We start from the raw sequence: 24,534 nt of genomic DNA on the forward strand, positions 1-24,534 counted from the left end.
AGCTACGCTCTCTTGTTTATATTCATAAATGCTTCTACAACACTAAAAGAACCAAATACTAAATACTTTTCATCTTGTGTTATTTCTTCAAATGAACAATATTGTATCTCTAAATCTTTTAAAGTTTTTTTAAGTTGCTCATTTGATGCCACTCTTTGCTCATTTATAGCAATAATTTGCACACTTTTGATGATTGGTTTTAAAATTTGGAGTATTTTCTTATAATCTTTATCTTTGTAGCTATTATATACCAAAATAAATTTATCTGGTATTAATGCATCTTTTATGGCTTTTGCAGCTAAAGGGTTGTGTCCAACATCAACAATCACATTCTCTTTAACATAGGTAAATCGTCCAAAAAGTTTAGAATTTAAAAAATTACTTTCTCTGTATTTTATGTTTAAAAAATTCAAAGCACTAATACAAAGTGATAAATTTTCTATCAAGTAGTTTTCAAGTTTTAATGATTTTGCAATCTTGTTTATTTTTTCTTTATCATTATCATAGAGTAGTTCATTATAATTTTTAATATTAAGATTTTTCTCTTTTGCTATAAGCGTTGCAACTTCATAAACTTCTTCTTCTATTTGTTTTGCCAAAATTGCATTGTTTTGTATGGAATTTAATTTTGTTGATGCTATCTCTTTTATGCTTGAGCCTAAAAAAGCTTCATGGTCAAAAGAGATAGGTGTAACAAGTGTTAAAATCTTATCAAAAACTGCAGTTGCATCGTATTCTCCACCTAAACCAGCTTCCATAACAAGATATTCACACTCTTGATAAGCTACTAAACAAAGTAGCGTTGTATATTCAAAGTACGAAAGTTCATTTGACTCAGATGGGGTTAAAATATTTTGTAAGTTTAAATGTGCATCTTGGAGTAGTTTATCATCAGCATCTCTTCCATTTATCCAAATCCTTTCATTAAACTTTAAAATATGAGGAGAGGTATAATGCATAGTTTTAAAGCCCAATGCATATAAAGCAGTAGCTAAAAACCGCCCTGTTGTTCCCTTACCGTTTGTTCCAACAAGATGTATGATTTTTGGAATATTTAAAAATGTTTTAACTCTACTATAAACTCTAGGCATTCGAGTATAATCTATTCTTTCATAGTAAAGAGGCTTAGTGAATAAAAAATCTTCTAGTAACATGCTTACTTATATGCCACCTGATTACGACCAGCTTTTTTTGCTTTAAATAAGTTTTTATCTGCTGCAGTTATAACATTTTGTAGTGAAGCAGTTCGTTTTCTCTCACTAACTCCACAACTAACCGTTACTCTAATTCTCGTGCCCTTGTACATAAAACGAGCTTTTTCTACATGTTTTCTTACTTTCTCAGCAAAGATAACGCCACCATTTGTCCCAGTTTCACTAAGAAGTGCCATAAATTCTTCTCCACCAAATCTACCTACAATATCTACACTTCTTGCTTCTTTTTTAAGTATCTTTGCAAAAGCAGAAAGAACAGCATCCCCTGCTTCATGTCCATAGTTATCATTTACATCTTTAAACTTATCTAAGTCAAACATTACTACACTAAAATTATGTGCATATCTTGTAAACTCTGCTTCCTTAACATTCATAAACTCATCTAAGGCTCTTTTGTTGTAAAGTTTTGTTAAAAAATCTTCTTTTGAAGCTTGTTTAGCACTTTCAAGTTCTTGTTCAAGTTTTTTCACTTTTACACTTAGTGCATTTACTTCAGTGCTATGATTTTTCAAATCTTTACTCAAGGTTTGAGTAGTTTCTTCTAAGGCAGTTGCTATTCCTAAAAGTTTTTTATGTGAGAGTTTAAAATTCTTACTGCTATCATCATTATAATTTTCTAAATCAAATTTAATCTTTTGAATTTCTATGGTTGAATCATCAGAACGCTCTATCATCTCTATTAGCCTTAGAGATAATTTATCTAAAACCCCATCGATAGACTCTACCATCTCTTTTACACTCTCTTTGTCAAGAGCTATTCTAAGAGATATAATCATTCTAACCTCTTCTTCTATACTTACACTATCTAAAAGAGTTGGGTTTGATTTTATTTTTTGACTAAGCATTGCTATTTTATCATTTACACTTGAAGCTATTGAAGGCACAAAAGAAGAAACTAAAAGAGAAGCAATTCTTACAAGTTCATTACTATTTTCACTTTCATTTGAAGTTGAAATATTTGTATTTAAATTTTCAATAGTCTTTTTTAAATTTGAACTATCAATTTTTCCAAAACCGCTCAGTTTATTTAAAAAATTATCATCATATGTTGTTATAAAATTAACCCAATGTTGTCTGAATTGTTCAAGCTCTATTGTTGTAGGGTTTGAGCTAATAAGTTTAATACTCTGTTTTGCCAATTCACTTGCTTGTTCATTATGTAAAACTTCCACAACTTGCAGTATTCTTTTTGTTAAAATAATTTGAGATTCTAATAACTCTGAGCATATTGTAGGATTTGTTCTATTTAGTTTGGAAATTAAAAACGAGATAATTCACCCATTGTTTGTATGCGATAATTTTTTAACTCTTTTTGAATATCTTTATTTAAGGTTTTAGATAATTTTTCTATATGATTACAATCTTCACTTTGCATTCCAGCTTTTTTTGCTTCTTTACAAAATGCCTCAGCATAAAAATCTGGCGTTAGTAACTTACTCTCTAACTCAAGTCTTTTTACAGCCTTTTTTATAATACTTTGAATTGTCATAACTAACCCCTTATTTTACTTTTTTGCTCTTGCACCTTCTGCCGAAACTTGAGCAACAAATGAACGAATCGCTTTTGCGGCACTAAACCTAATTGCATCAAATCTTTGCTGATCTGTTACAACCGCATTTTTTTCTACTGAAAAATCATATGTTCCAGAAGCAGTATATTTTTTATTTAGACCACTATGATACCTAATTATACTCAAACTTACACTCATTCTATAACCAATAACAAAACCATCTGTATCATAAACAATAGGCGTGTATGATGGAGAAGCTATACTTAAATCTAAGTGAGTATCAGAGTTTGACTTTTTACGCAAAGAGGCATGAAATACTTTTATAACTGCTTCATCTACTGCATCTTTAATTATTACAGTATTTTCAGGATCCTGAGCAGAAATAATAATACTTGTACTTATCTTTTCTCCCATTACCTCGCGAGAGAGTTTTGAGCTTGGTTTATACCCACAAGATGCAAAGGATATAAGTATCAAAAGAGTCAATAAAAATTTCATATTTAACCTTTAACAACCAAGTTTACAAGCTTTTTAGGGACAAAAATTTCTTTAATTATCTCTTTTCCTTCTAGCCATTTCCCGGCTTTTTCTTTAGCAAGTGATATGATATTTTCTTTTGACTCATCAACCGCTACCTCTATTTCACATCTTCTTTTTCCGTTTATTGAAACACCTAAAGTAATCGAGTCTTCAACAAAAACTTCATCTAAAACTTTTTGAGAGCTTAAATTATTTAAAGAAAAATTTTCACTGCTTATCTCCCAACAAACATGTGGAATAATAGGCTCTAAAATCGAGCTTAAAATCCAAAAACCTTCACTCCATACATCTGAATTATTTTGAGAGTTAAGTGCGTTCATCGCTTCCATAGACCCAGCTATTAAAGTATTAAAAGTATATTTTTCATTATACACTTCATTTGCTCTTACTAAGGCTTCATAAACTTTTTTTCTAGCATATTTTTCATCTTTACTAAGCGTAGTATGTTCGATTAAAGGTATTGTGTCTGTTTTAACAATATTTGAACTTCTATCGTTAAATCGTTTTATAAATTTGTAAGCACCCTCAACAGCATTATCATTCCACTCTAACTCTTGCGTTGGAGGAGCAGCAAAAAGTATAAAAAGTCTTGCAGTATCAGCCCCATATTTTTGTATGATAGCATCTGGGTCAACTGTATTTCCTTTTGACTTACTCATCTTAGCACCATCTTTTAAAACCATACCTTGAGTTAATAAGTTGTCAAACGGCTCATCAAAATCAATATAACCTAAATCACGAAAAACTTTAGTAAAAAATCTAGCATAGAGTAGATGCAAGATAGCATGTTCAATGCCACCAATATACTGGTCAACACCCATCCAATACTTTATCTGCTCTTTTGAAAATGCCTCTTTTTCCCAATTTACCTCTGACGCACAAAAACGCAAAAAGTACCAAGAAGACTCAACAAAAGTATCCATCGTATCTGTTTCTCTTATAGCATCTATACCACATTTTGGACATTTACAATATTTCCAAGTTGGATGCTTATCAAGAGGATTTCCTTCTCCTGTTATCTCAACATGTGCTGGAAGTGCAATAGGAAGATTTTCTTTTTTCTCCATCACTAAACCACAAGAATCACAATGAACAAAAGGAATAGGAGCACCCCAATATCTCTGACGAGAAACACCCCAATCTTTTAGTTTATAATTTGTAGTTTTTTGACCTATTTTATTTTCTTCAAAATACTTTATGATGTTGTATTGAGATTTTTTAGAATTAAGTCCATCAAATTCAGCTGAGTTAAAAAGTACTCCAGCATCTGTAAACGCAGATGTTGTAAAATCATGTTCACCCTCTTTAGGATTGATAACGGCATTTATCTCTAAGTTATATTTTTTTGCAAAATCAAAATCTCTATCATCATGGGCAGGAACAGCCATAACAGCTCCTGAACCATAATCCATAAGAACAAAGTTAGCTATCCAAACTGGTACTTTTTTACCTGTAAGGGGATGAATAACATCAAGTCCAAGAGGAACGCCCACTTTCACTTTTTGTCGATCAATAGAAGATGTATCTTTCATTTTTCTAATTTGAAAAATTCTATCAAGCCCTTTTCCATCATGATTTAAAAGATTGTTATCAATCATATAATTAACTATTGGATGTTCAGGTGCAAGTGCAGTATATGAAACACCATAAATAGTATCAGGACGAGTTGTAAATACATCAAAGCTTTTAAATTCATTATCCAAAATAGATAGTGAATTCTCATCAAAGAATAGGTCAAATTCTAAACCATTTGATTTTCCTATCCAGTTTTCTTGCATAGTTAAAACTTGTTTTGGCCAACCACCATCTAGCTTTTTTAACGAGTCAAGAAGTTCATCTGCATACTTTGTTATTTTAAAATAGTACTGATTCATATCTTTTTTGACTATTGGTGTATCGCATCTCCAGCAACATCCATCTACAACTTGTTCATTTGCTAAAACAGTTTTATCATGTGGACACCAATTTAGTAAACCTTTCTCACGATATAAAAGTCCATTCTCAAACATATCGATAATAAAACCTTGCTCAAACTTAGTATAAAGCTCATCACTAGTTGCAAGTTCTCTTGTTTTTGAAAAAGAAAAACCTAGTGATTTAAACTCACCTTTCATATAGTCAATATTGTCATAAGTCCAAGTTTTTGGATTTGCATTATTTTTAATAGCAGCATTTTCAGCTGGCATACCAAAACTATCAAAGCCTATAGGGTGAAGTACATTTTTCCCAAGTTGACGATGAAAACGCGCAAAAGCATCACTTATAGAATAGTTTCTAACATGTCCCATATGGAGTCTTCCACTTGGGAAGGGAAACATACTTAGTATATATTTTTTCTCTTTTGTAAAGTCTTCACTAGGCTCAAAACTTTTATGTTCTGCCCAATAATTTTGCCATTTTTTTTCTATAAGTTGTGAGTTATATTCCAACTTTACTCCTAATACTCATCGTGAATTTTTGAACTCTCGATATAAATAAGTCCTACTGAAAATAGGTTAGCTATTAAAGCCCCTATCGTTAAAGCAATTGCCCACTCTAAGTTTCCAATAACTTCCAAATATATAAATGCTGGAATTAAGTGTAAATCTGCAACTAAAGATGATGCTAAAAGTTCAGCTGAGAGTAAATTTCTTACACCTATTTTTAAAACCGTTGAAACTAAGTTTAAACTACCTGCTACAAAAAGTGCAACTGCACTATGCTCATATAAAAATCCCGCGATTGATGTTAAACTCATTAAAGAGAAAAACACATAAATAACTTTGCCCCAATCCATCACAATTCCTTAATTTTATTGAAGTAATTATACAAAAAGTATCTTAAGGGGTGACTGAAAGGAAAATTATGTGGATAGAAAATCTAGTTCCATCTCGGGAGAGACTGTGAAATAACAACAGTTTATTTTACGGTCTCCAATGGGATGATTTTTTATCTTAAAATTATAGCTTTTCTACTTTTAAATTTAAGCATAAAGTAAATTCTAAAAAAACAAACTACATATAATAAAGAGTTAGCTATATATTGAGCTATTTCTTCTTTTATGGAACTTATATCTCTATCTTTTAAAGCTATCATCAGTTTTTGAAATAGATTTATACCTATCAAATTTAAAAGTCTTTTAAAGTTATAGCTAAACATGATAAGTGCATTTTCACCTGATACTTTTTCTTTGCCACGAACAAGATAATGATCCCAACCTAAAGTTCTTTTAATTGTTCCAAATGGATGTTCAACTATTGAACCTCTTTTTTTGACTATTACTTTAGATTCTTCAGTTTGCATCTTTTTATTATGTGCTTCTGTTATATACTCATGTTCCCATCTATATATTTGTTTATATGGTGCTTTTGTAGGTATACATTTATCTTTGAGAGGACAAGCTTTACATATTGCACTTGTACCTGTATAAATGAAATTAACTTTATCATTCTTTATTTGTGGTGCAATTCTTTTTTTTAGTTGATAATTATTAGGACATATATAGCAATCATTGTTATCATTGTAAATAAATTCATCTCTTGTAAATTTACCTTTGTCTTTTTGAACTTGTCTCATATTTGCTAAAGGAACAATAGCATTAATATTATCTTCACTACATTTTTTAAATTCTTTAGCACTATAATATCCTGTATCAGCTACTATCTTTAGTTTATCTACTCCTAAATTTTCTTTAGTCTCTTTTGCCATCTTATGCAGTTGTGCTCTATCGCTACCTACTGTTGAAATATCAGTAGCTACTATGAATTTAAATGAATCATCTACAACTATCTGTGAATTATATGCCATAAGGTTATGTGCAGGTTTTTTCATAAGAGAAGCATCTGAATCTGTTTTATTATATTGAGTTTTACCCATCTCTTCTAAAAGTTTTAAGTTTTTAGATAACTCTTCTTGTTGATATTTTAGTTTTCTTAAATCTTTTGGTAGTTTATTAATGATACTTGATGGTTGTTTCTCTTTATCTGCATACTCTAGTGATTTGAGATACTCTTCTATTTCAGTTTCAATTTTAGTTAAATCTTTATCCAGTGTCTTTTTCAATATTAGTTGATTTTTAGAGGCATTCGCTCTTAAAAATGCTCCATCAACAGCTTTTAATCCATCCCCTATTAAATCTATATTTTTACATAAAACTACAAACTCTTTAAATACTTGTTTTAGTGCTTTTGGATTCCTTGCTCTAAACTCTGATATAGTCCTATATGTTGGTTTTAAGTCTTGTGCTAGCCATATTAGTTCTAGGTTTCTTTTACACTCTTTTTCTAATGCTCTTGAACTTCTTATCTTATTGAGGTAGCCATAGATATATATTTTTAGAAGCATTTTAGGACTATATGCTTTCTGTCCATCTGCTCTATCACTTTTTCTTGTATTTGAAAACTGCAGTTTAGTTAAGTCTAATAATTCTACATAAGAATCTATTGCTCTTACATTGTTATCTTCATCTACATAATCATCAATACTTGGTGGAAATAATAATTGCTGATTTCTATTTAAACCTTGTTTATATAGTTCACTCATTAGTTGCCTTAAAAGCCTAAATACAGGGCTTTGTTTGGTGTTATTATACTGAAAAATTGATTTTAAATTGCTTGATTGGATGTGTTTATATGAATGAGACTGGAAATAGTAGTTATTTCACAGTCTCCCAAGAGAGGGAACTAAAAAACTTACATTACTCCAGATTCGTACTGGTCACGCATGCGTTGTTTTTCTACTTCTCTTTTTGCTTTGGATGCCAGTTTAATATGGTAACCTTTAACATCAAAACCAAACCAAAGAAGTATAGGAGATGCTACAAAAACAGATGAGTATGTACCAACTATAATACCCACAAGAAGTGTAAATGCAAAGGCATGGATAATCTCACCACCAAACATAAATAGCGTAAATACAACAAAGAAAGTTGTAAGTGAAGTTAGCGTTGTTCTTGCCAAGGTTCTTGTAACTGATTCATTAATAATCTCAGTCAAGTCTGTATTTTTTGAACTTGTAACACCTTCACGAATACGGTCAAAGACAATAATAGTATCGTTAAGTGAATAACCCAAAATCGTAAGAAGTGCGGCTAAAACATCAAGGTTTACATCTAACCCAACAAGTGTTATAGCACCTAAAGCTAAAGAAATATCATGTATTAGCGCGAAGATAGATGCAACAGCAAAACGCCACTCAAATCTAAATGCTACATAAACCAAGATGCCAAACATTGCTAATACTAAAGACATCATTCCTTTTTCTTTTAACTCTGCTCCAACTGTGGGACCTACAATATCTACACGGCGAATTTCAAAATTTCCACTACCTTTTAGTGCTTCTCTTGTCATATCACCAATATCTACCGTAACACTTCCGCTTGTACTCTTCATACGGATAACAACTTCATCTGGAGAGCCAAATTCTGTAATAGATGCTCCCCTAAAGATTTCATTACCCTTTAATTTCTCTCGCATCTCTTTAATTGGAGCGACTGTATCATACTTAACTTGAACGATAGTTCCACCAGCGAAATCAACACCGTAGTTTAGACCTTTTGTTGCCAAAAGTGCGTAAGAAGCTAAAACTAAAATCACTGAAAGAATCATCGCAATTTTAGACTTACCCATAAAATTAAAGGTTCTTGTATATCTAAAAAATTCCATAATTAACCCTTAATTCCAAACCAAAAACGGTTATTTTTTGATTTTTGTATTTTACTCTCAAGCATTTCATAGATGCCATGAGTTCCTAATATCGCAGTAAGCATAGACGCTAAAATACCGATACTAATAGTTATAGCAAAACCTTTAATAGCACCCGTTCCATAAGCATACAGAACAACTGCTGCTATAAGAGTTGTTATATTTGCATCTAAGATAGCTCTCATTGCATTTGCATAACCTTCTTCTATAGCTTTATGAATTGACTTACCTTGATAAATAAGTTCCCTTATCCTCTCAGAAATAATAACATTGGAATCTACTGCCATACCAACAGTCAGAACGATACCTGCCATACCAGGAAGAGTTAAAGTTGCGCCAAAAAGACTCATAACAGCTAAAATTATAAACAAGTTTGCAATTAATGCAATATTTGCTATAACGCCTGCCATGCGATAGTAAGCCATCATAAAAATGATTACTAAAACAAAACCACCAATCAAAGCAATCATACTAGCCTTAATACTATCTGCACCCAAACTTGGACCAACAGAGCGTTTTTCCATAAGATAAATAGGAGCTAATAGAGCACCAGAGCGAAGAGCAATAGCTAAATCTTTTGCTTCCATAACTGTGTAGTTTCCAGAAATTTGACCACTTCCTCCACCAATTCGTTCGTTAATATTTGGAGCAGAATAAACTTTGCCATCTAGCACAACTGCTAATCTTTTTCCAACACTTCTACCTGTAAAATCACCAAATATTTCAGCACCTTCTGCATTTAACTTAAAGTTAATAAGAGGTCTGTTACTTTGATCAAATCCCATAGATGCATCTGTAAGCATACTTCCATCTAAGATAGGAATTTCACGAACTAAATACTTTCTATTTGGGTCTTTAACATCTGATAAAATAATATCGCCATACTCAGCAGCATCTGAATCACTCATAACACCAACTCGCGCATTCCTATCTTCATCAACTGCCATAAGCTCTAACTTTGCAGCGCGGGAGATAAGCTCTCTTGCTCGTTGTTCTTCTTCTTGAGTTTTAATACCTGCTAACTGAACTAAAATTTTCTCTTCACCTTGTCTTGCTACAACAGGTTCAGCTAAACCAAATTGGTCAAGTCTATTTCTTATCGTTTCTATCGCTTGATCTATTGCTAGTTTTTCAGTTCTTACAATTTCTTCAGGCGTTAAACTTAGAGAAAATGCCTCAGCACTAACAGAAATATTTGAGCCATCTATTTCACTTAAAAATTCTTGCATCTGCTTTACATCATCACTATCTAGAAGTGAAAACGATATAGAAGATTCATCAAATTTTAACTCATCTACTAAAATATCATTTCTATCACTAAAGTGTTTTATACTTGCTGCGATTGATTTTATACGAGATTTTGTAGCCTCCTCAGTTTTTACACCAAGAAGCATATGCAAACCACCTTGTAAATCAAGTCCTAAAGTGACTTTTTTGCCATCTTGGAGTTGAAGTAGAGATGGTGCTGAGAAAAACAGACCAAAAATTATTGCTAAAGCGAAAACGACTATACGGTAATTAAGCTTCATCCTCGTACTTTTTAGAGATTGCATCTTTTGACATTTTAACGATTACATCGTCATTCATTTTAACGCTTATAATATCTTCATCAATTTTATGAATCACTACAATAAAGCCACCATTTGTGTAAACTTTATCCCCTTTTGCTAAAGCGGCTAACATCGCTTTTCTTTTTTTTGCCTCTTTTTGTTGTGGGCGAATAATCACGAAATACATGATTGCTATTAAAAATATGAACGGTGCTAATTGAGTTATTATATCCATTGGCATGGAAATCCTTTAATTAAATTTGGGCGATTATACATAAAATATTATAAGGGGTGACTGAAAATTGACTATAATTAGACATGCTAAAAAAAATTAAAAATTTACAAAAAAATAATAATCTATTTTATGAACTTATTTTAGGAGTATTAACAGCATCTTTATTTAGTGCTTTTATATATTTAGAACATTTCGGTTTTACTATTAAAATCTTAAATACCTTCTTTGGTCTTAGTGCTTTGACCCTCTTTTTGTACATTCCAAAAAAATCAATTTTTGTCGCAGGATTTGCTATTGGGCTTCTTTGGTTTTACTGGATAGGTTATAGTTTTGAGTATCAAGGTGTTGCATATATGACACCAATCATTACCTTTGCTTTTGGTATAATTTATATGCTATTTTTTGGTGTTTTAGCACTTACAAATAAAGTTTATATTAGAGCAATATTACTATTTGCACTTTGTTTTTTTGAGCCTTTTGATTGGAACTGGCTACAAATAGAGTTAATTTTTGTAGATAGTTATATTGGCATCTATAAGTACCAATTAGCATCTATACTATTAGCACTATCACTTATATATTACATCAAAAAGCCTTACAAATATGCCTCTTTTGTTTTACTACTCTTAGCAATAAACTTTAATCCAGCAAATCAAAAACTCACAGAACTTAAAATAAAACTTGTTACAACAGATATAAAACAAGAAAAAAGTGGTTACGAGAAAGTTAAAACCTACTGTTTTACTCATCTATAAAGAGATTCAAACTGCGATAAATGAAGGTTATGAAGTTATAGTTTTTCCAGAATCTGTATTTCCTTTGTATATGAATAAAAATCCAAAACTAATCAACCAACTTTTAATTCTTTCAAAAGATATAAGCATTGTTGCTGGTGCACTTTATAAGGAAAATTCTAAAAGTTATAATGTTACTTACCTATTTGAAAACGAAAAGTATTCAATGGCTAAAAAACTTGTATTAGTTCCATTTGGCGAATATATACCACTCCCAAAATTTGCAAAAAAAATCATAAATGATACTTTTTTCTCTGGTGCATCTGACTTTGTGAGAGCTACTTCACCAACAGACTTTAAAATCAAAGGAGTAAAGTTTAGAAATGCTATTTGCTACGAAGCTACATGCCAAGAAATTTACGAAGGAGAAGTTGATTTTGTCATAGCAACAAGTAATAATGCTTGGTTTTCTCCATCAATAGAACCTACTTTGCAAAACTTCTTATGCGATACTATGCAAGAAAAAATGATGTCACTATCTACCATTCAGCCAACTACAAAGGTACTGGAATTATTAGATAATCATATCTTAGATATAATAATAAAAAAAAATTTACAGGTTATCTTATGATAAATTTAAAAAATCCAGACCTTTATAATAACCGCGAACTTTCATGGTTACAGTTTAATACAAGAGTTTTAAAACAAGCCCAAGATGAATCACTTCCACTTTTAGAACGATTAAAATTTTTAGCAATTTATGGAACAAACTTAGATGAATTTTATATGATTCGCATAGCAGGTCTAAAAAAAACTATTTGCCGCTGGAATTATAGTTTCTGGAGCAGATAAACTAACTCCCTTGCAACAACTTCGTGAAATAAGAAAATACCTTCATCAAGAACAACAAGTTTTAGAGCATTGTCTTGTTGGCATTTTAAAAAAACTTGAAGATGAAGGAATAAGTGTAAAATCATACGCTGATGTAAATCAACGCGAAAAGCATACTTTAGATAGATATTTTAAAGAAAATATTTACCCTGTTATAGTTCCTATTGCCATAGATGCCACACACCCTTTTCCAAATTTAAATAACCTTAGTTTTGGACTTATTGTAAAACTGAGTGATATTGATGACAACTCTATTGAAAGATTTGGAATCGTTAGAGTTCCAAGAGTTTTAAGTAGATTTGTTGAACTTAATCATGATACTTATGTTCCTATTGAATCTTTAATCGCACAACATGTAGATGATCTTTTTCCTGGTTATACTCTTTTAAAATATGCATCTTTTAGAGTTACAAGAAATGCAGACATGGAGATAGAAGAAGAGGAAGCCGATGACTTTATGGAGATTTTAGAAGAGGGTTTAAAGCTTCGCCGTAAAGGAGAGATGGTAAGACTTGAAGTTGGGAGTGATACCGATGAAGAGATTATTAACTTCTTTAATCGTCATGCAAATGTTTACAAAAATGATATTTATAAATTTCATACCTTTTTAAACCTCTCTAGTCTTTGGCAGATAGTTGGAAATATATCTTTTGCTCATCTATTATTACCTCCTTTTAAGCCAAAAAATATACCACCAATGGATATTACAGAAAACATTTTCTTAACTTTAGAAAAACAAGATGTTACTTTGTATCATCCATATCATAGTTTTGAGCCTGTGATAAGACTGATTCAAACTGCTTCAAAAGACCCTGATGTTGTTTCTATTAAAATGACTCTATATCGTTCAGGTACAAACTCACCAATAGTCCAAGCACTCATAAGTGCAGCAGAGAGTGGAAAACAAGTTACAGTTATGGTTGAGCTTAAAGCTAGGTTTGATGAAGAAACAAATCTTGTTTGGGCAAAGGCACTTGAAAAAGCTGGAGCGCATGTTATCTACGGAATCCGTGGATTTAAAGTTCACGCAAAAGCAGCACTTGTTACAAGAAGAAAAAATGGCAAATTAAAACAATACGCTCATTTAGGAACAGGGAACTATAACCCTTCAACTGCAAAAATCTACACAGATATAAGCTATATGACCTCAAAAGATGAAATCACAAATGACTTAACAAGATTTTTCCATTTTTTTAACAGGTTTTAGTAAAAAAGGTAAACTTGATGAGCTTTATATGTCACCTGCACAAATAAAACCAAAAATACTTTCACTAATTCATAACGAAACAAGAAAAGGCATAGATGGACAAATCATTGCAAAAGTAAACTCTTTAGTTGATGAAGATGTTATCAGAGCGTTGTATAAAGCAAGTCAAGCAGGAGTAAAAATCGACTTAATTGTTCGTGGCATCTGCTGTTTAAAAACAGGTATCGAAGGTGTGAGTGAAAATATTAGAGTTATTTCTATCTTAGGAAAATATTTAGAACACCCTCGAGTTTTTTACTTTAAAAATGATAGTGCTAAGATTTATATCTCTTCTGCTGACTGGATGCCAAGAAATCTAGTTAGACGCATAGAGCTTTTAACTGCCATAAAAGATGAAGAATCTCAAAACCAAATCATTCAAATACTAAAACTTCAATGCTCAGACAATGTTTTAGCGCACGAACTTCAAAGTGATGGCTCATACATAAAAGTCAAAGCTCACGAAGATGAAAAAATAATAAATAATCATAAACTTTTAGAAGAGTATGTAAACAAAATTTCAAAAGCAAGCAAAAAAGAAACTCAAAGAAGTGTTTCACAAATCACATCAAAACTATTTATGGAGAGTTGAAAATGATACTAAATTACAAAAATACAAGTCCTAAACTAGGGGAAAAAACATGGATTGCACCGTCTGCAGATGTCATCGGAGATGTAACTTGTGGAAGTGATTGTTCTATCTGGTTTGGATGCGTAGTAAGAGGCGATGTACATTATATAAAAATCGGTGACAGAGTAAGTATCCAAGACCTTAGTATGGTGCATGTAACTCACTACAAAAAAGAAGATAGAAGCGATGGAAATCCAACTATAATCGGAAATGATGTAACAGTTGGGCATAGGGTTATGCTTCACGGATGTACCATTGAGGACGCTTGCCTTATAGGTATGAGCGCCACTATACTTGATGGTGCTGTCATTGGTAAAGAGAGTATTGTTGGAGCTAGTTCTCTTGTAACTAAAAATAAAGTTTTTCCACCTCGTTCTCTTATCATGGGAAGTCCTGCTAAACTTGTAAGAGAATTAACTGATGAAGAAGTTAAAGAACTTTATGCTTCAGCTTCAAGATATGTGGAATTTAAAAATGGGTATATTGAGTAAGATTTTATAGATGCCTGATTTTTTTATATTTGCAGATATTATTGGAATAATCGCCTTTGCAACAAGTGGTTTTTTAATTGGTGTTAAAAATAAGTTAGATATTTTAGGTATCTTTATAGCTGCTGCTCTTACAGCTCTTGGTGGTGGAATCATTAGAGATTCTATTTTAAGCTCAACTCCTTTTGCTTTTACTTCCATCTATCCTGCCATAACACTCACCTCAACAATTTTTATTGCCTACATATTTAAGATATATAAGAAACCATCATTAGATCAAAAGTGGATATTTGTTGTAAGTGATACTATCGGTCTTGTTGCATTTAGTATCACAGGTGCTCTTTTAGCCATAAATGCAGACTACAACTTCTTTGGCATCATAGTTTTAAGTTTTATTACTGCAGTCGGTGGGGGTGTTACAAGAGATATAATGATAAATCAAGTTCCAACAGTTCTTATAAGTGACTTTTACGGTTCAATCGCAGTTATAGTTGCTTTCACCTTAGCTACTTTAGAAATAGTTGGTTACCTAAATGAAATGACTATCTTAGTCGTAGCCATTTTTTCTATACTCTTAAGACTACTTGCATTTAAAAGACACTGGCAACTTCCAAAACTTAGTTAAAGAAGTTTACTAAGTTCTATAATCCGCATTTATTTTTACATATTCATGACCTAAGTCACAACCATAAGTTTTAAAACTTCCTTCACCTACACCTAAGTCACAAGAGATTGTAAATTTTTTATGCCCCATAACTATGGCACATTTTTTCTCCATCTCTTCATCAAAATAAAGTTGTCCTTTGTCATAAACACAATGATTATCAAAAGAAATTTTTAGTTTTTCTTCATAAGCTTCAACTCCACTTGCTCCGACAGTAGATGCTATTCTTCCCCAGTTTGGGTCTTCACCATAAAGAGCAGTTTTTACAAGCAGTGAATCTGAAAGTGTCTTAGCTACTATCTCCGCCTCTTTATCATCTTTTGCACCGCTTACCTTGTATGTAACAAGTTTAGTCGCACCTTCGCCATCTCGAACCATTTCAAGAGCTAAAAAATGCATCACTTTAAAGAGTGCTTCTTTAAATGCGTCTGCGTCAAAAGCTGTACTCTTTGCATTACTTAAAAGTAAAACTGTATCATTAGTGGAAGTATCTCCATCTACACTTATCGCATTAAAAGTTGTTTTTGTAACTTCATCTAATATCTCTTGCATCTGTATTTTTGGGATATTAGCATCTGTGGTTATAAAACATAACATAGTCGCCATTGCTGGGTTAATCATACCAGCACCTTTTGCAATCGCTCCAATAGAAAAAGAACTACCGTCATCAAGCTCAACTTTTAAAGCTATCTCTTTTGCAAATGCGTCTGTTGTCATTATGGCTCTAGATGCTTTGCTTGATTCTTTTTTTGTGTAATCAAAAAGTTTCATTCCATCAGTGATTTTTTGCTTTGGAAGTCTAACCCCTATTACACCAGTTGAACTCATGATAGGATTAGTCATATCACAACAATGGCTCAGTATCTCATCAATATCATCAAACCCAGCTTGTCCTGTCATCGCATTCGCATTTTTAGAGTTAATAAGTACAAAATTTGTTTTAAAATCTTTTTTTGCTCTAAAGTGTTTTATCGGAGCAGCATACATTTTGTTTGTAGTAAATACAGATGCTACTTCACATTCTTTATCACTATATATAAATGCCATATCAAGTGCATTTTCTGGTTTTAATCCTGCACTTACCCCATCTGCAAAAAAGCCATCTGGAGCACAAACTCCAGCATTTGTTTGAACAATTTTATACAAATCTTAGCTCCTTAGGCTTCTCTCTTCTTCTTAATAACTCTTTAGTTGTATTTATATCACTTTGTGTCCCAATGATTAGCAACTTACACTCACTTGTTATAAGAACATCGCCTTTTGGCATAGTTAAAAACTTTCCATCTTTTTTTGTTATGCCAATCACAGAAGTATTTGTAATCTGACGAATATGCGTTTCTTTTAATTTTTTAAGCACTGCCCAACTATACTTTGGAACTTCTATCTCTTCCATATCAAGAGGGTTATCACTTTTATATAAAAACTCTTCTAAAAGATTTTGCATATCTGGTCTTGCTGCAACTGCACTTACTCTTTGAGCAGTAAGTTTTGTTGGAGAAACAACAGTATCAGCTCCTAGTTTTTTAAGTTTTTCAACATCACTCATAGACTCTGCTGCTGAAATCACATAATACGGTCTTGGTAAAAAATGCTCTTTTTCAAAAAGTCTTACTGATGCTATTAGAGCAATATTATCTGCTATTGAATCTGAAAGAGTTATAAGACCTTTTGCAGATGCTAAGTGAGCTTTTAACATTGAGAGTTCAGCATGTGGTTCTGCTTTTAAGTATTGAGGATAATTATGCTCAATCGCCCACTCATGAATCTCAGGTCTTGGATCAACAACAACAAAAGGAATATGATTAGCTTTTAACTGTTTTGTAACTTCAAGAGTATAAGCATTATGATAACAGACAACAAAATGCTGTTTCAACCTTGCTATTTCATATAACATTCTTCGCTCCTTTAAAATGGCAACTATTGTTCCTCTATTTAACTCCGCTACCAAAATACCAATAGCACTAGAAAATATTGCAAACCCCGAAATAACTAAAGTAATTGTAAAAATTCTACCTATATTTGAAATCGGAGCAATCTCTCCAAATCCAACAGTAGTAAAGGTAATACCAGTTTGGTAGATAGCATCCATAAGAGTAAAACCATCTATAATTACATAGCCGATTGTTCCAGCTAACATGATTAGTACTGTTAAAATTAGGGGTAGACGAAATGCTTTGAGGTGAGAGTAAATTTCTGGAAGGAGATTTACATCAGGTTTGGGAGCGGACTCCCAATGTAGGAAGGTACGAATCCTTTGTAAAAGATTCAACTTAATTTCCTATTCTCTTTACGAGTTCTTCTTAAGTGTGCGTAACTCTCTTGCAGAGATTTTAATTTTTTTCGTAGTACCATCTTCTAATGTGATACGCACTGTTCTTAGGTTTAATAAAAAACGACGCTTTGTTCTGTTTTTTGCATGAGAAACATTGTTTCCGCTCATAGGGCCTTTGCCACTAATAGCACATCTTCTTGCCATAATTAGCTTCCTTGTGTATATATTTAAAGTTGCGAATTATACCAAACGCAAGCAAAACTTCAGCTTAAAGATATTTTTGCAATTTATATATTTATGACATATAACTTATGTTTAATTGTTATTTTATTATTTTCAAGATAAAATGTACATATGATAACAAAAGATAAAATCGATTCTTACATAGACAAGATTCCACCAAGACCTAAGGCATTAAAAGACACACTAACTTTTTTAAATAATGGCGAATTATCTAAAGCTGCCATCGTTGCCAAAAGCGATCCTGCTCTTTCAACTTATCTAAAAGATTTAGTAAACAAACCAATCTATGGCTTTGCAAATGAAGTAAGTGACACTTCTCAAATCTTTGGGATACTAGGTGTTTCAGGTTCCCAACAAAGTGTTTACAACTATATGACCACACTTCTTAGTCCTGCAAAATGGGTACTTTTTAAACTAAATGCCAGAGTCTTTCATGAACTTCAAGCAAGATTGTCTAAAAATTGGGAAATTATTTTAGAGCATCTAAATATCAAAGATAAAGATATTAGTGCTTCCATTACCTTACTTCCAGCGAGTGTCATTATTACAGAGGCTCTATTTTGTGAAAAGATTCAAGATGTAACTCTCCTACGAAGTGCCAAAGAACTCGACTATAACACTATATTGACTCGTTTAAGTGGCGTTGGAATTTTTGATATTTGTGAACAAATTGCTGAGAAATGGGAGATGCCACAAAATATTGCACAAATCATTCAAGCATCTTCTGGGATAAAAGCAGCCGAAGACGAACAGATAAATACGCTAGGCAAATGGATGCATTTACTACTTTTTTATGAGTTATCTAAACCTATATTTATAGAAGCTGGGTTAAATGACTTTATAGAATTTCAAGTTGATTATGTTGGTGATATATACGAAGATTTTGCTGCGTTAATGGAAGTATCATGAGAGCGATTATAAAAGAAGGTATTGGCTTATTTACGCCTCAAGGCTTTTTAGATGGTGGTAGCGGAGAATCATTTTTAAGTTTAGATGATATACAAGCAACGGCTGATTTAAAAGTTGATATGATTTTGGTTTCTTTAAAAAAGGTTGTCTTTTTTAACAAAAATGGTCTTGATGTTTTTATGAAAGTTTTTTCAAAAGTTCGTCAATCTAATCATGCAACAGTTGGTTTTTGTGATTATGATGAAAAAAAATACAATGCTATAAAAGTGTTTTATAAAGATAAAATCAACTTTTCTTTATTTAAATCTAGAGAAATTGCTATGTTATTTTCTTCAAGTTTTAAAAATCTGAATAAAAATGTTTTACTTTTTAGTGATGATAAATCACAACGCTCAGCAATGGCGATAGAGTTACATGACAACGGGCACAATCCCGTTATAGCTCAAAGTGAAAAAGAGTTTAGAGAAAAATCAGAAAAAAAAGAAACTTATGATTTTATTATTGACAATACTTTTTTAGGGCAAATGGGACAAAAAATTGCAACAAGAGTAACAGGCAATGCAATAATTTATACAATTTCATCTTTTTTAGATGCTGAGATAGGGGATAAAATTTAATATTGAATACCATAACAACTCTTTAAATGTCGGATTTAGACTATTTATATTCGACGCTTATAAAGTTATAAGTATGAATGTTCACGCAATGAACTTCTTTTCAAGACTAGCTAGTTCTGCTGCTGAATATAATGCTTCCATCTGTTTTGTTGGACTCTCTTTTGAAAAGACTCAAGATGCTTTTAAAGAAAATCTTGAAGATTCTGGGATTCTTTTTTATGCACATATGGATGATATTTTACAAAATAAAGAACTTTTAAAAGAGTTAGGCGCAAGTAGTGCTGCAAATATTAAAAACAAAAGAGTAATAAACAAACAAATAGTTACAGAATTACCAAAATTTATAGATGCCACGGTTATGACCATTGAGATGATGACAAATTCTAAAGCAGTAAAACAATCTGCTGAAATACACAATATTGAGATAAATGATAAAGAAAATAAAATTGCAAGTTCTATCGGTTATTATGGAGATATAGATGGCATGGTTATTTTAATCTTTCCAAAAGAGATTGCTAAAAAAGCTTGTGAACTTCTTATTGGTGAAAAAACAGATGATATTGAGCTCATTCTTGACACACTTGCAGAACTTGTAAATATTATAGGTGGTAAGATTAAAACTATGCTTGCTGATGTACATATCAGCGTTGATATTACACTGCCTAGAACTTACCATGATGTTGATAGTCTTCTTGAAGTTATTGAGGGAAGAAAAGGCGTACAAGTAGATTTAGCCTTTGATAATGATAAATTTTTATTTTTCTTAACTAGATAAAAGTCTAATTTGATACAATTTCATAATTGAAAATAAAGAGGTATTTAGAAAATGATGAAAGTAGCTCCTAGTGTTTTATCGGCAGACTTTGGTAATCTTCAAAGAGATGTTGAAGAAATCTGTAATTCAGGTTGTGATTTAGTTCATGTTGATGTAATGGACGGGCATTTTGTTCCAAACTTAACTATTGGTCCTGTTGTAGTTTCCTCAATTGCTAAATGTGCTACTAAACCTCTTGATATTCACCTTATGGTTCAAAATAACACTTTTTTTGTTGAACTTTTTGCTCCGTTAAAACCCGAATATATCTCTTTTCATATAGAAGAAGAAAAACATCCTCATAGACTTATACAAAAAATTCGCTCACTTGGAATAAAACCAGCCATTGTTTTAAATCCTCACACACCACCTGAGTCAGTTGAGTATTTACTCCAAGACCTAGATATGGTTTTGCTTATGAGTGTTAATCCAGGATTTGGTGGACAGAGTTTTATAAATAGCGTAATACCAAAAGCTGCGAAACTAAATGAGATGAGAAATAAGATAAATCCAAACTGTCTTATTGAAGTTGATGGTGGAGTAAATGATAAAAATATTCAACAACTTAAAGATGTTGGTGTTGATATTGTTGTAACTGGAAACTATGTCTTTAAACACTCTTCTAAGAAAGAAGCTATAAAGAGTTTACAAATTTAATATGACATATAATAACCTCTCGGCGATAGCCGTAGCTTTAGTGATAGGAATTTTCTAGTGACTTTGTTGCTAAAAAAGAAGACGCAATCATGAAGGTTAAAATCTGTGGAATTACCTCTTATGGAGATGCTATAGATGCTATAAATGCTGGAGCAGATGCCCTCGGTTTTGTTTTTTATGGAAAATCACCTAGATATATTTCACCCCTAGATGCGAAAAAAATCATATCGAAACTTCCTCCCTTTGTTGAGAAAGTTGGACTTTTTGTAAATGTAGATGCTCAAATCATCAACTCATATATGCAAGAGTCAGGCTGTACCTTGGCGCAACTTCATTTTGATGTACCAACTTCTGTATATGAGCAACTTTTTGTGCCATTTATCAAAGTAATCAGAGCAAAAAACACACAAGATATTTTGAAATACTCAAATGAATATAGACTCGTAGATGCTTACTGTGAATCTTACGGCGGAGAAGGAAAAAAACTAAATATAGAGTGGTTCAAGAATATTGATTGTTCTAAAATTATTCTTGCTGGTGGTCTAGATGCTTCCAATGTAGCATCTGTTAAAAAGTATGGTTTTTATGGTGTTGATGTAAGTAGTGGTGTTGAGTTATCTAAGGGCATTAAAGACAAACAAAAAGTAAAAGACTTTATACTAAATGCTAAGTAATGATTTGCATCTAGATGCAAAAAGCATTCACAAACTTTCTTCAAAAGGCTTAGCCCTAGATATTTTAAAAAAACAGCTTAATGAAAACATAGACTTATCTCTTGAACTTTGGCATGCTCAAGGCTTAGAGATAGTTAAAGAGCTTGGTTGTTTTTACTTTGCGACAAAGTTTATAACTCTTAAAAAAGCTGAATTTTGCATAGTTGATATAGAAACTAATGGTTCAAAAATAGACAAACATCAAATCATAGAAATAGCAGCAATAAAAGTAAAGAATGGTGCAATAACTCAAAGATTTGAATCACTTGTAAAATGTAAAGAGATAAATGAACATATAACTAAAATAACAGGAATCTCAGTAAAAGATACAAAAAATGCTCCAACTTTAAAAAAGTTCTAAATGATTTTAAAGTTTTTTTGGGTGATAGTATTTTTTGTAGCACATGATGTTAAATTTGACTATAAATTCATATCTTTGAGTTTGCAAAAAATCGGTCAAGAACCTCTCTTAAATCGTTCCCTTTGCTCTCTAGCTTTAGCTGAAAGAACTATTGAGTCATACCGATATGCTCTGTCATACTTAAACGAATCATTAAACTTACATCCAGATGCCACACATCATAGAGCTATGAGTGATGTTTTAACAACATATGAACTTTTTATCTTGTCATTAAAAAATATTGGTAAAAGTGTAAGGTTTGTAGAAGATTTGATAAGGTACTCTAAAGAGGCTAAAAGGCTTAAAAGACCAAAATTTGATCCTTTAAAAATTGAAGAAAAAGACTTACTCTGAGTAAGCCCCTACTTTTATTAATTTGTTATATCTAGTTTCTAGTCTTTGTTCATCCGACATATCTCTCAAAGATTTTAAACTTTGTAAAAAATAATCAGATATTGCTTCAGCAGCTTTTTGCTTATCTCTGTGTGCACCAATTAATGGTTCATCAATAATATCATCAATAAGATTTAACTCTTTTAAATCTTCACTTGTGATTTTCATAGCATTTGTAGCAGCTTCAACTTTCTTAGGGTCATTCCATAAAATTGCTGAACAACCTTCTGGTGAGATAACACTAAATACAGAATAACGCATCATTGAAAATTTATCGGCAACGCTTATAGCTAAAGCTCCACCACTACCACCTTCGCCAATTACTATAGCTACTGTTTGTGTATTTAACTGAGAAAATTCTAAAAGATTTCTAGCAATAGCTTCACTTTGATTTCTTTCTTCTGCACCAAGACCTGGATATGCACCTGGTGTGTCAACTAGCATCAAAACAGGTATGTTAAACTTTTCTGCCATTTTTGCAGCACGAAGAGCTTTTCTATAGCCTTCAGGGTGTGGCATACCAAAATTTCTTCTTATTTTATTTTTAGTACCACGACCTTTTTGCTCACCAATAACCATAACTTTTTCATTACCAATATAACCAAGATAACAAAGGATAGCAGCATCATCACGAAAGTGTCTATCCCCATGAATCTCATACTTATCTCGCATTATTAAGTTTATATAGTCTAATGCGTAAGGTCTATCTACATGTCGAGCAAGTTGAAGTTTTTGAAATGGAGATAAAGTAGTAAATATCTTTGATACTGCTTTATCTAAATCCGCTTCAAGAGTTTTTACTGCACTTTCATCATGTCTAACACGAGCAGAAATTATATCTTCTTGAATTACTTTTATTTTTTTCTCAAAATCTAAAAATGTTGCCAAATTAAATCCTTTTAAAAATTAAAACACCGTTAGTTCCACCGAAACCAAAAGAGTTACTCATTACTACATTTAATTCTGCTTTTCGTGAAACATTAGGAACAACATCTAAGTCACAATTTTCATCAGGTGTATTGTAATTAATCGTAGGAGGGATAATTGAATCTCTCATTGCCATTAAACATGTTACGGCTTCTATACCACCAGCGGCTCCAAGACAATGTCCTATTTGACCTTTTATAGAACTCATTGGAGGACAGTTTTCTTTCCCACCAAGCAAGTCTTTAACTGCGGCAGTTTCATTTTTATCATTTATTGCTGTACTTGTTCCGTGAGCATTTACATAGTCGATTTTTGGCTCACCTGCCATTTTATATGCTGCTTTCATAGCACGAGCAGGACCATCTAGACTTGGAGTAGTTATGTGATTAGCATCTCCACTTTCACCAAAACCAATTATCTCACCATATATGTTTGCTCCTCGAGCAAGTGCGTCTTCATAATCTTCTAAGATTAAAGAAGCTGCACCTTCACCCATAACAAAACCATCTCGTTCTTTATCGAATGGACGAGATGCATTTTTAGGATTTTCATTGTTTGTTGATAATGCTTTCATCGCTGCAAAACCACCGATACCTACACCAGTTATTGCACATTCTGCTGCAACAACAAGCATCTTATCAGCACCACCACAAATAATTGTTTTACACGCTTCACTTATTGCGTGAGTTCCTGCTGCACAAGCCGTAACGCTTGATAAATTTGGACCTTTTGTCCCATGTTCAATAGAAACAAATCCACCAAGCATATTTACTAACGCTCCAGGAATAAAAAATGGGCTTATTCTACGAGGTCCACGATTTTCTAAAATAATAGAATTTCTTTCAATTGAAGGAAGACCACCAATACCAGAACCCGCACTAATTCCAAATCTCTCCATATCAGTATCATCAGGTAAATTAGCATCTAACATAGCTTCTTGAGCTGCTTTTAAACCAAGATGAATAAATCTATCAGCTTTTTTAACTTCTTTTGGTGCCATAACAGTTGCAGGATCAAAGTTTTTTACTTCACCTGCAATTTTAGCACTGTACTTTTCAGTATCAAATGCTGTGATTATATCTATCCCACATTCGCCTTCACAGATAGCTTTAAATGAACTTTCTTTATCATTTCCAACCGCATTTATCATGCCCATACCAGTTACAACTATTCTTCTCATTTAAAAAACCTCCATGATAAATTAT

The 24,534-nt window shown here is 32.2% G+C and carries 24 protein-coding genes and 2 pseudogenes; 11 read left to right on the forward strand and 15 right to left on the reverse strand.

Annotation, left to right across the window (positions count from 1 at the left end; genetic code table 11):
- Positions 1 to 2 precede the first annotated feature (2 nt).
- From MOV50_RS03430 to yajC, 10 genes are all read right to left on the reverse strand, one after another.
- Positions 3 to 1,154: a bifunctional folylpolyglutamate synthase/dihydrofolate synthase gene (locus MOV50_RS03430; protein ID WP_321779016.1), complete on the reverse strand. Its 1,152-nt coding sequence runs from the start codon at positions 1,152 to 1,154 to the stop codon at positions 3 to 5.
- Between the two features lie 2 nt (positions 1,155 to 1,156).
- Positions 1,157 to 2,386 (reverse strand): diguanylate cyclase, encoded by a 1,230-nt coding sequence (locus MOV50_RS03435; RefSeq protein WP_321779017.1) that lies wholly within the window; start codon positions 2,384 to 2,386, stop codon positions 1,157 to 1,159.
- A gap of 86 nt (positions 2,387 to 2,472) precedes the next feature.
- A complete protein-coding gene (locus tag MOV50_RS03440) occupies positions 2,473 to 2,703 on the reverse strand; it encodes a hypothetical protein (protein WP_321779018.1) in 231 nt (76 codons plus the stop codon).
- A gap of 15 nt (positions 2,704 to 2,718) precedes the next feature.
- A complete protein-coding gene (gene lptE, locus MOV50_RS03445; protein WP_321779019.1) occupies positions 2,719 to 3,222 on the reverse strand; it encodes an LPS assembly lipoprotein LptE in 504 nt (167 codons plus the stop codon).
- Positions 3,223 to 3,224: 2 nt separating this feature from the next.
- Positions 3,225 to 5,693 carry a leucine--tRNA ligase gene (gene leuS / locus MOV50_RS03450; RefSeq protein WP_321779020.1) on the reverse strand — a complete coding sequence of 823 codons (2,469 nt, stop codon included), beginning with the start codon at positions 5,691 to 5,693 and terminating at the stop codon, positions 3,225 to 3,227.
- A gap of 8 nt (positions 5,694 to 5,701) precedes the next feature.
- A complete protein-coding gene (locus MOV50_RS03455) occupies positions 5,702 to 6,040 on the reverse strand; it encodes a DUF6394 family protein (protein WP_321779021.1) in 339 nt (112 codons plus the stop codon).
- Between the two features lie 152 nt (positions 6,041 to 6,192).
- Complete coding sequence (locus tag MOV50_RS03460; protein ID WP_321779022.1) at positions 6,193 to 7,785, reverse strand: IS1182 family transposase; 1,593 nt, start codon at positions 7,783 to 7,785, stop codon at positions 6,193 to 6,195.
- Between the two features lie 149 nt (positions 7,786 to 7,934).
- Positions 7,935 to 8,906 carry a protein translocase subunit SecF gene (gene secF, locus MOV50_RS03465; RefSeq protein WP_321779023.1) on the reverse strand — a complete coding sequence of 324 codons (972 nt, stop codon included), beginning with the start codon at positions 8,904 to 8,906 and terminating at the stop codon, positions 7,935 to 7,937.
- Positions 8,907 to 8,908: 2 nt separating this feature from the next.
- Positions 8,909 to 10,474 carry a protein translocase subunit SecD gene (secD, locus tag MOV50_RS03470; RefSeq protein WP_321779024.1) on the reverse strand — a complete coding sequence of 522 codons (1,566 nt, stop codon included), beginning with the start codon at positions 10,472 to 10,474 and terminating at the stop codon, positions 8,909 to 8,911.
- Positions 10,464 to 10,730: a preprotein translocase subunit YajC gene (gene yajC / locus MOV50_RS03475; protein WP_321779635.1), complete on the reverse strand. Its 267-nt coding sequence runs from the start codon at positions 10,728 to 10,730 to the stop codon at positions 10,464 to 10,466. The genes secD and yajC overlap by 11 nt, the downstream gene beginning before the upstream one ends.
- 83 nt (positions 10,731 to 10,813) lie before the next feature.
- On the opposite strand from yajC, the gene MOV50_RS03480 reads away from it, so the two are divergent.
- The 5 genes and pseudogenes from MOV50_RS03480 (at position 10,814) to MOV50_RS03500 (ending at position 15,345) form a co-directional block, all read left to right on the forward strand.
- Positions 10,814 to 11,485 (forward strand): hypothetical protein, encoded by a 672-nt coding sequence (locus tag MOV50_RS03480; RefSeq protein WP_321779025.1) that lies wholly within the window; start codon positions 10,814 to 10,816, stop codon positions 11,483 to 11,485.
- On the forward strand, positions 11,442 to 12,095 hold the full coding sequence (locus MOV50_RS03485; protein WP_321779026.1) for a nitrilase-related carbon-nitrogen hydrolase: 654 nt from the start codon (positions 11,442 to 11,444) through the stop codon (positions 12,093 to 12,095). The genes MOV50_RS03480 and MOV50_RS03485 overlap by 44 nt, the downstream gene beginning before the upstream one ends.
- Positions 12,092 to 14,193: pseudogene (locus tag MOV50_RS03490) on the forward strand (RNA degradosome polyphosphate kinase). The gene MOV50_RS03485 and the pseudogene MOV50_RS03490 overlap by 4 nt, the downstream one beginning before the upstream one ends.
- A gap of 2 nt (positions 14,194 to 14,195) precedes the next feature.
- Complete coding sequence (locus tag MOV50_RS03495; RefSeq protein ID WP_321779027.1) at positions 14,196 to 14,723, forward strand: gamma carbonic anhydrase family protein; 528 nt, start codon at positions 14,196 to 14,198, stop codon at positions 14,721 to 14,723.
- A 10-nt stretch (positions 14,724 to 14,733) separates the two neighbouring features.
- Positions 14,734 to 15,345, forward strand: a complete 612-nt coding sequence (locus MOV50_RS03500; RefSeq protein ID WP_321779028.1) for a trimeric intracellular cation channel family protein — start codon at positions 14,734 to 14,736, stop codon at positions 15,343 to 15,345.
- A 9-nt stretch (positions 15,346 to 15,354) separates the two neighbouring features.
- Here the strand turns inward: MOV50_RS03500 and argJ are convergent, their stop codons facing one another.
- From argJ to rpmB, 3 genes are read right to left on the reverse strand one after another with little or no spacing between them, the layout of a single operon-like run.
- Positions 15,355 to 16,530 (reverse strand): bifunctional glutamate N-acetyltransferase/amino-acid acetyltransferase ArgJ, encoded by a 1,176-nt coding sequence (gene argJ / locus MOV50_RS03505; RefSeq protein ID WP_321779029.1) that lies wholly within the window; start codon positions 16,528 to 16,530, stop codon positions 15,355 to 15,357.
- On the reverse strand, positions 16,523 to 17,653 hold the full coding sequence (locus tag MOV50_RS03510) for a potassium channel family protein (RefSeq protein ID WP_321779030.1): 1,131 nt from the start codon (positions 17,651 to 17,653) through the stop codon (positions 16,523 to 16,525). The genes argJ and MOV50_RS03510 overlap by 8 nt, the downstream gene beginning before the upstream one ends.
- An 18-nt stretch (positions 17,654 to 17,671) precedes the next feature.
- Positions 17,672 to 17,860: a 50S ribosomal protein L28 gene (rpmB, locus tag MOV50_RS03515; RefSeq protein ID WP_013326380.1), complete on the reverse strand. Its 189-nt coding sequence runs from the start codon at positions 17,858 to 17,860 to the stop codon at positions 17,672 to 17,674.
- 150 nt (positions 17,861 to 18,010) lie between these two features.
- On the opposite strand from rpmB, the gene MOV50_RS03520 reads away from it, so the two are divergent.
- The 6 genes and pseudogenes from MOV50_RS03520 (at position 18,011) to MOV50_RS03545 (ending at position 22,363) form a co-directional block, all read left to right on the forward strand.
- Positions 18,011 to 18,808: an HDOD domain-containing protein gene (locus MOV50_RS03520; RefSeq protein ID WP_321779031.1), complete on the forward strand. Its 798-nt coding sequence runs from the start codon at positions 18,011 to 18,013 to the stop codon at positions 18,806 to 18,808.
- Entirely contained in the window at positions 18,805 to 19,425 is a 621-nt protein-coding gene (locus MOV50_RS03525) for a hypothetical protein (RefSeq protein WP_321779032.1), read from the forward strand. The genes MOV50_RS03520 and MOV50_RS03525 overlap by 4 nt, the downstream gene beginning before the upstream one ends.
- Before the next feature lie 73 nt (positions 19,426 to 19,498).
- On the forward strand, positions 19,499 to 20,200 hold the full coding sequence (locus MOV50_RS03530) for a chemotaxis protein CheX (RefSeq protein WP_321779033.1): 702 nt from the start codon (positions 19,499 to 19,501) through the stop codon (positions 20,198 to 20,200).
- Positions 20,201 to 20,254: 54 nt separating this feature from the next.
- A complete protein-coding gene (gene rpe, locus MOV50_RS03535; protein ID WP_321779636.1) occupies positions 20,255 to 20,896 on the forward strand; it encodes a ribulose-phosphate 3-epimerase in 642 nt (213 codons plus the stop codon).
- Positions 20,897 to 20,985: 89 nt separating this feature from the next.
- A complete protein-coding gene (locus MOV50_RS03540; RefSeq protein ID WP_321779034.1) occupies positions 20,986 to 21,570 on the forward strand; it encodes a phosphoribosylanthranilate isomerase in 585 nt (194 codons plus the stop codon).
- Positions 21,560 to 22,363, forward strand: a pseudogene (locus MOV50_RS03545) (3'-5' exonuclease). Before MOV50_RS03540 ends, MOV50_RS03545 begins: the two are co-directional and overlap by 11 nt.
- On the opposite strand, the gene accA reads toward MOV50_RS03545, so the two are convergent.
- Both accA and MOV50_RS03555 read right to left on the reverse strand, forming a co-directional pair.
- Complete coding sequence (gene accA / locus MOV50_RS03550) at positions 22,355 to 23,290, reverse strand: acetyl-CoA carboxylase carboxyl transferase subunit alpha (protein ID WP_321779035.1); 936 nt, start codon at positions 23,288 to 23,290, stop codon at positions 22,355 to 22,357. The pseudogene MOV50_RS03545 and the gene accA overlap by 9 nt on opposite strands.
- A gap of 1 nt (position 23,291) precedes the next feature.
- A complete protein-coding gene (locus MOV50_RS03555) occupies positions 23,292 to 24,509 on the reverse strand; it encodes a beta-ketoacyl-ACP synthase II (RefSeq protein WP_321779036.1) in 1,218 nt (405 codons plus the stop codon).
- Between the last annotated feature and the right edge of the window lie 25 nt (positions 24,510 to 24,534).

Source organism: Sulfurimonas sp., from assembly GCF_029027585.1.
Lineage (GTDB): Bacteria > Campylobacterota > Campylobacteria > Campylobacterales > Sulfurimonadaceae > Sulfurimonas.

Bases quoted from the DNA above. Each gene is read 5' to 3' on its own strand.
- MOV50_RS03430 (WP_321779016.1), bottom strand. From the start codon at position 1,154: ATGTTACTAGAAGATTTTTTATTCACTAAGCCTCTTTACTATGAAAGA.
- MOV50_RS03440 (WP_321779018.1), bottom strand. From the start codon at position 2,703: ATGACAATTCAAAGTATTATAAAAAAGGCTGTAAAAAGACTTGAGTTA.
- lptE (WP_321779019.1), bottom strand. From the start codon at position 3,222: ATGAAATTTTTATTGACTCTTTTGATACTTATATCCTTTGCATCTTGT.
- MOV50_RS03455 (WP_321779021.1), bottom strand. From the start codon at position 6,040: ATGGATTGGGGCAAAGTTATTTATGTGTTTTTCTCTTTAATGAGTTTA.
- MOV50_RS03460 (WP_321779022.1), bottom strand. From the start codon at position 7,785: ATGAGTGAACTATATAAACAAGGTTTAAATAGAAATCAGCAATTATTA.
- secF (WP_321779023.1), bottom strand. From the start codon at position 8,906: ATGGAATTTTTTAGATATACAAGAACCTTTAATTTTATGGGTAAGTCT.
- secD (WP_321779024.1), bottom strand. From the start codon at position 10,474: ATGAAGCTTAATTACCGTATAGTCGTTTTCGCTTTAGCAATAATTTTT.
- yajC (WP_321779635.1), bottom strand. From the start codon at position 10,730: ATGGATATAATAACTCAATTAGCACCGTTCATATTTTTAATAGCAATC.
- MOV50_RS03480 (WP_321779025.1), top strand. From the start codon at position 10,814: ATGCTAAAAAAAATTAAAAATTTACAAAAAAATAATAATCTATTTTAT.
- MOV50_RS03495 (WP_321779027.1), top strand. From the start codon at position 14,196: ATGATACTAAATTACAAAAATACAAGTCCTAAACTAGGGGAAAAAACA.
- MOV50_RS03500 (WP_321779028.1), top strand. From the start codon at position 14,734: ATGCCTGATTTTTTTATATTTGCAGATATTATTGGAATAATCGCCTTT.
- rpmB (WP_013326380.1), bottom strand. From the start codon at position 17,860: ATGGCAAGAAGATGTGCTATTAGTGGCAAAGGCCCTATGAGCGGAAAC.
- MOV50_RS03520 (WP_321779031.1), top strand. From the start codon at position 18,011: ATGATAACAAAAGATAAAATCGATTCTTACATAGACAAGATTCCACCA.
- MOV50_RS03525 (WP_321779032.1), top strand. From the start codon at position 18,805: ATGAGAGCGATTATAAAAGAAGGTATTGGCTTATTTACGCCTCAAGGC.
- MOV50_RS03530 (WP_321779033.1), top strand. From the start codon at position 19,499: ATGAATGTTCACGCAATGAACTTCTTTTCAAGACTAGCTAGTTCTGCT.
- rpe (WP_321779636.1), top strand. From the start codon at position 20,255: ATGAAAGTAGCTCCTAGTGTTTTATCGGCAGACTTTGGTAATCTTCAA.
- MOV50_RS03540 (WP_321779034.1), top strand. From the start codon at position 20,986: ATGAAGGTTAAAATCTGTGGAATTACCTCTTATGGAGATGCTATAGAT.
- MOV50_RS03555 (WP_321779036.1), bottom strand. From the start codon at position 24,509: ATGAGAAGAATAGTTGTAACTGGTATGGGCATGATAAATGCGGTTGGA.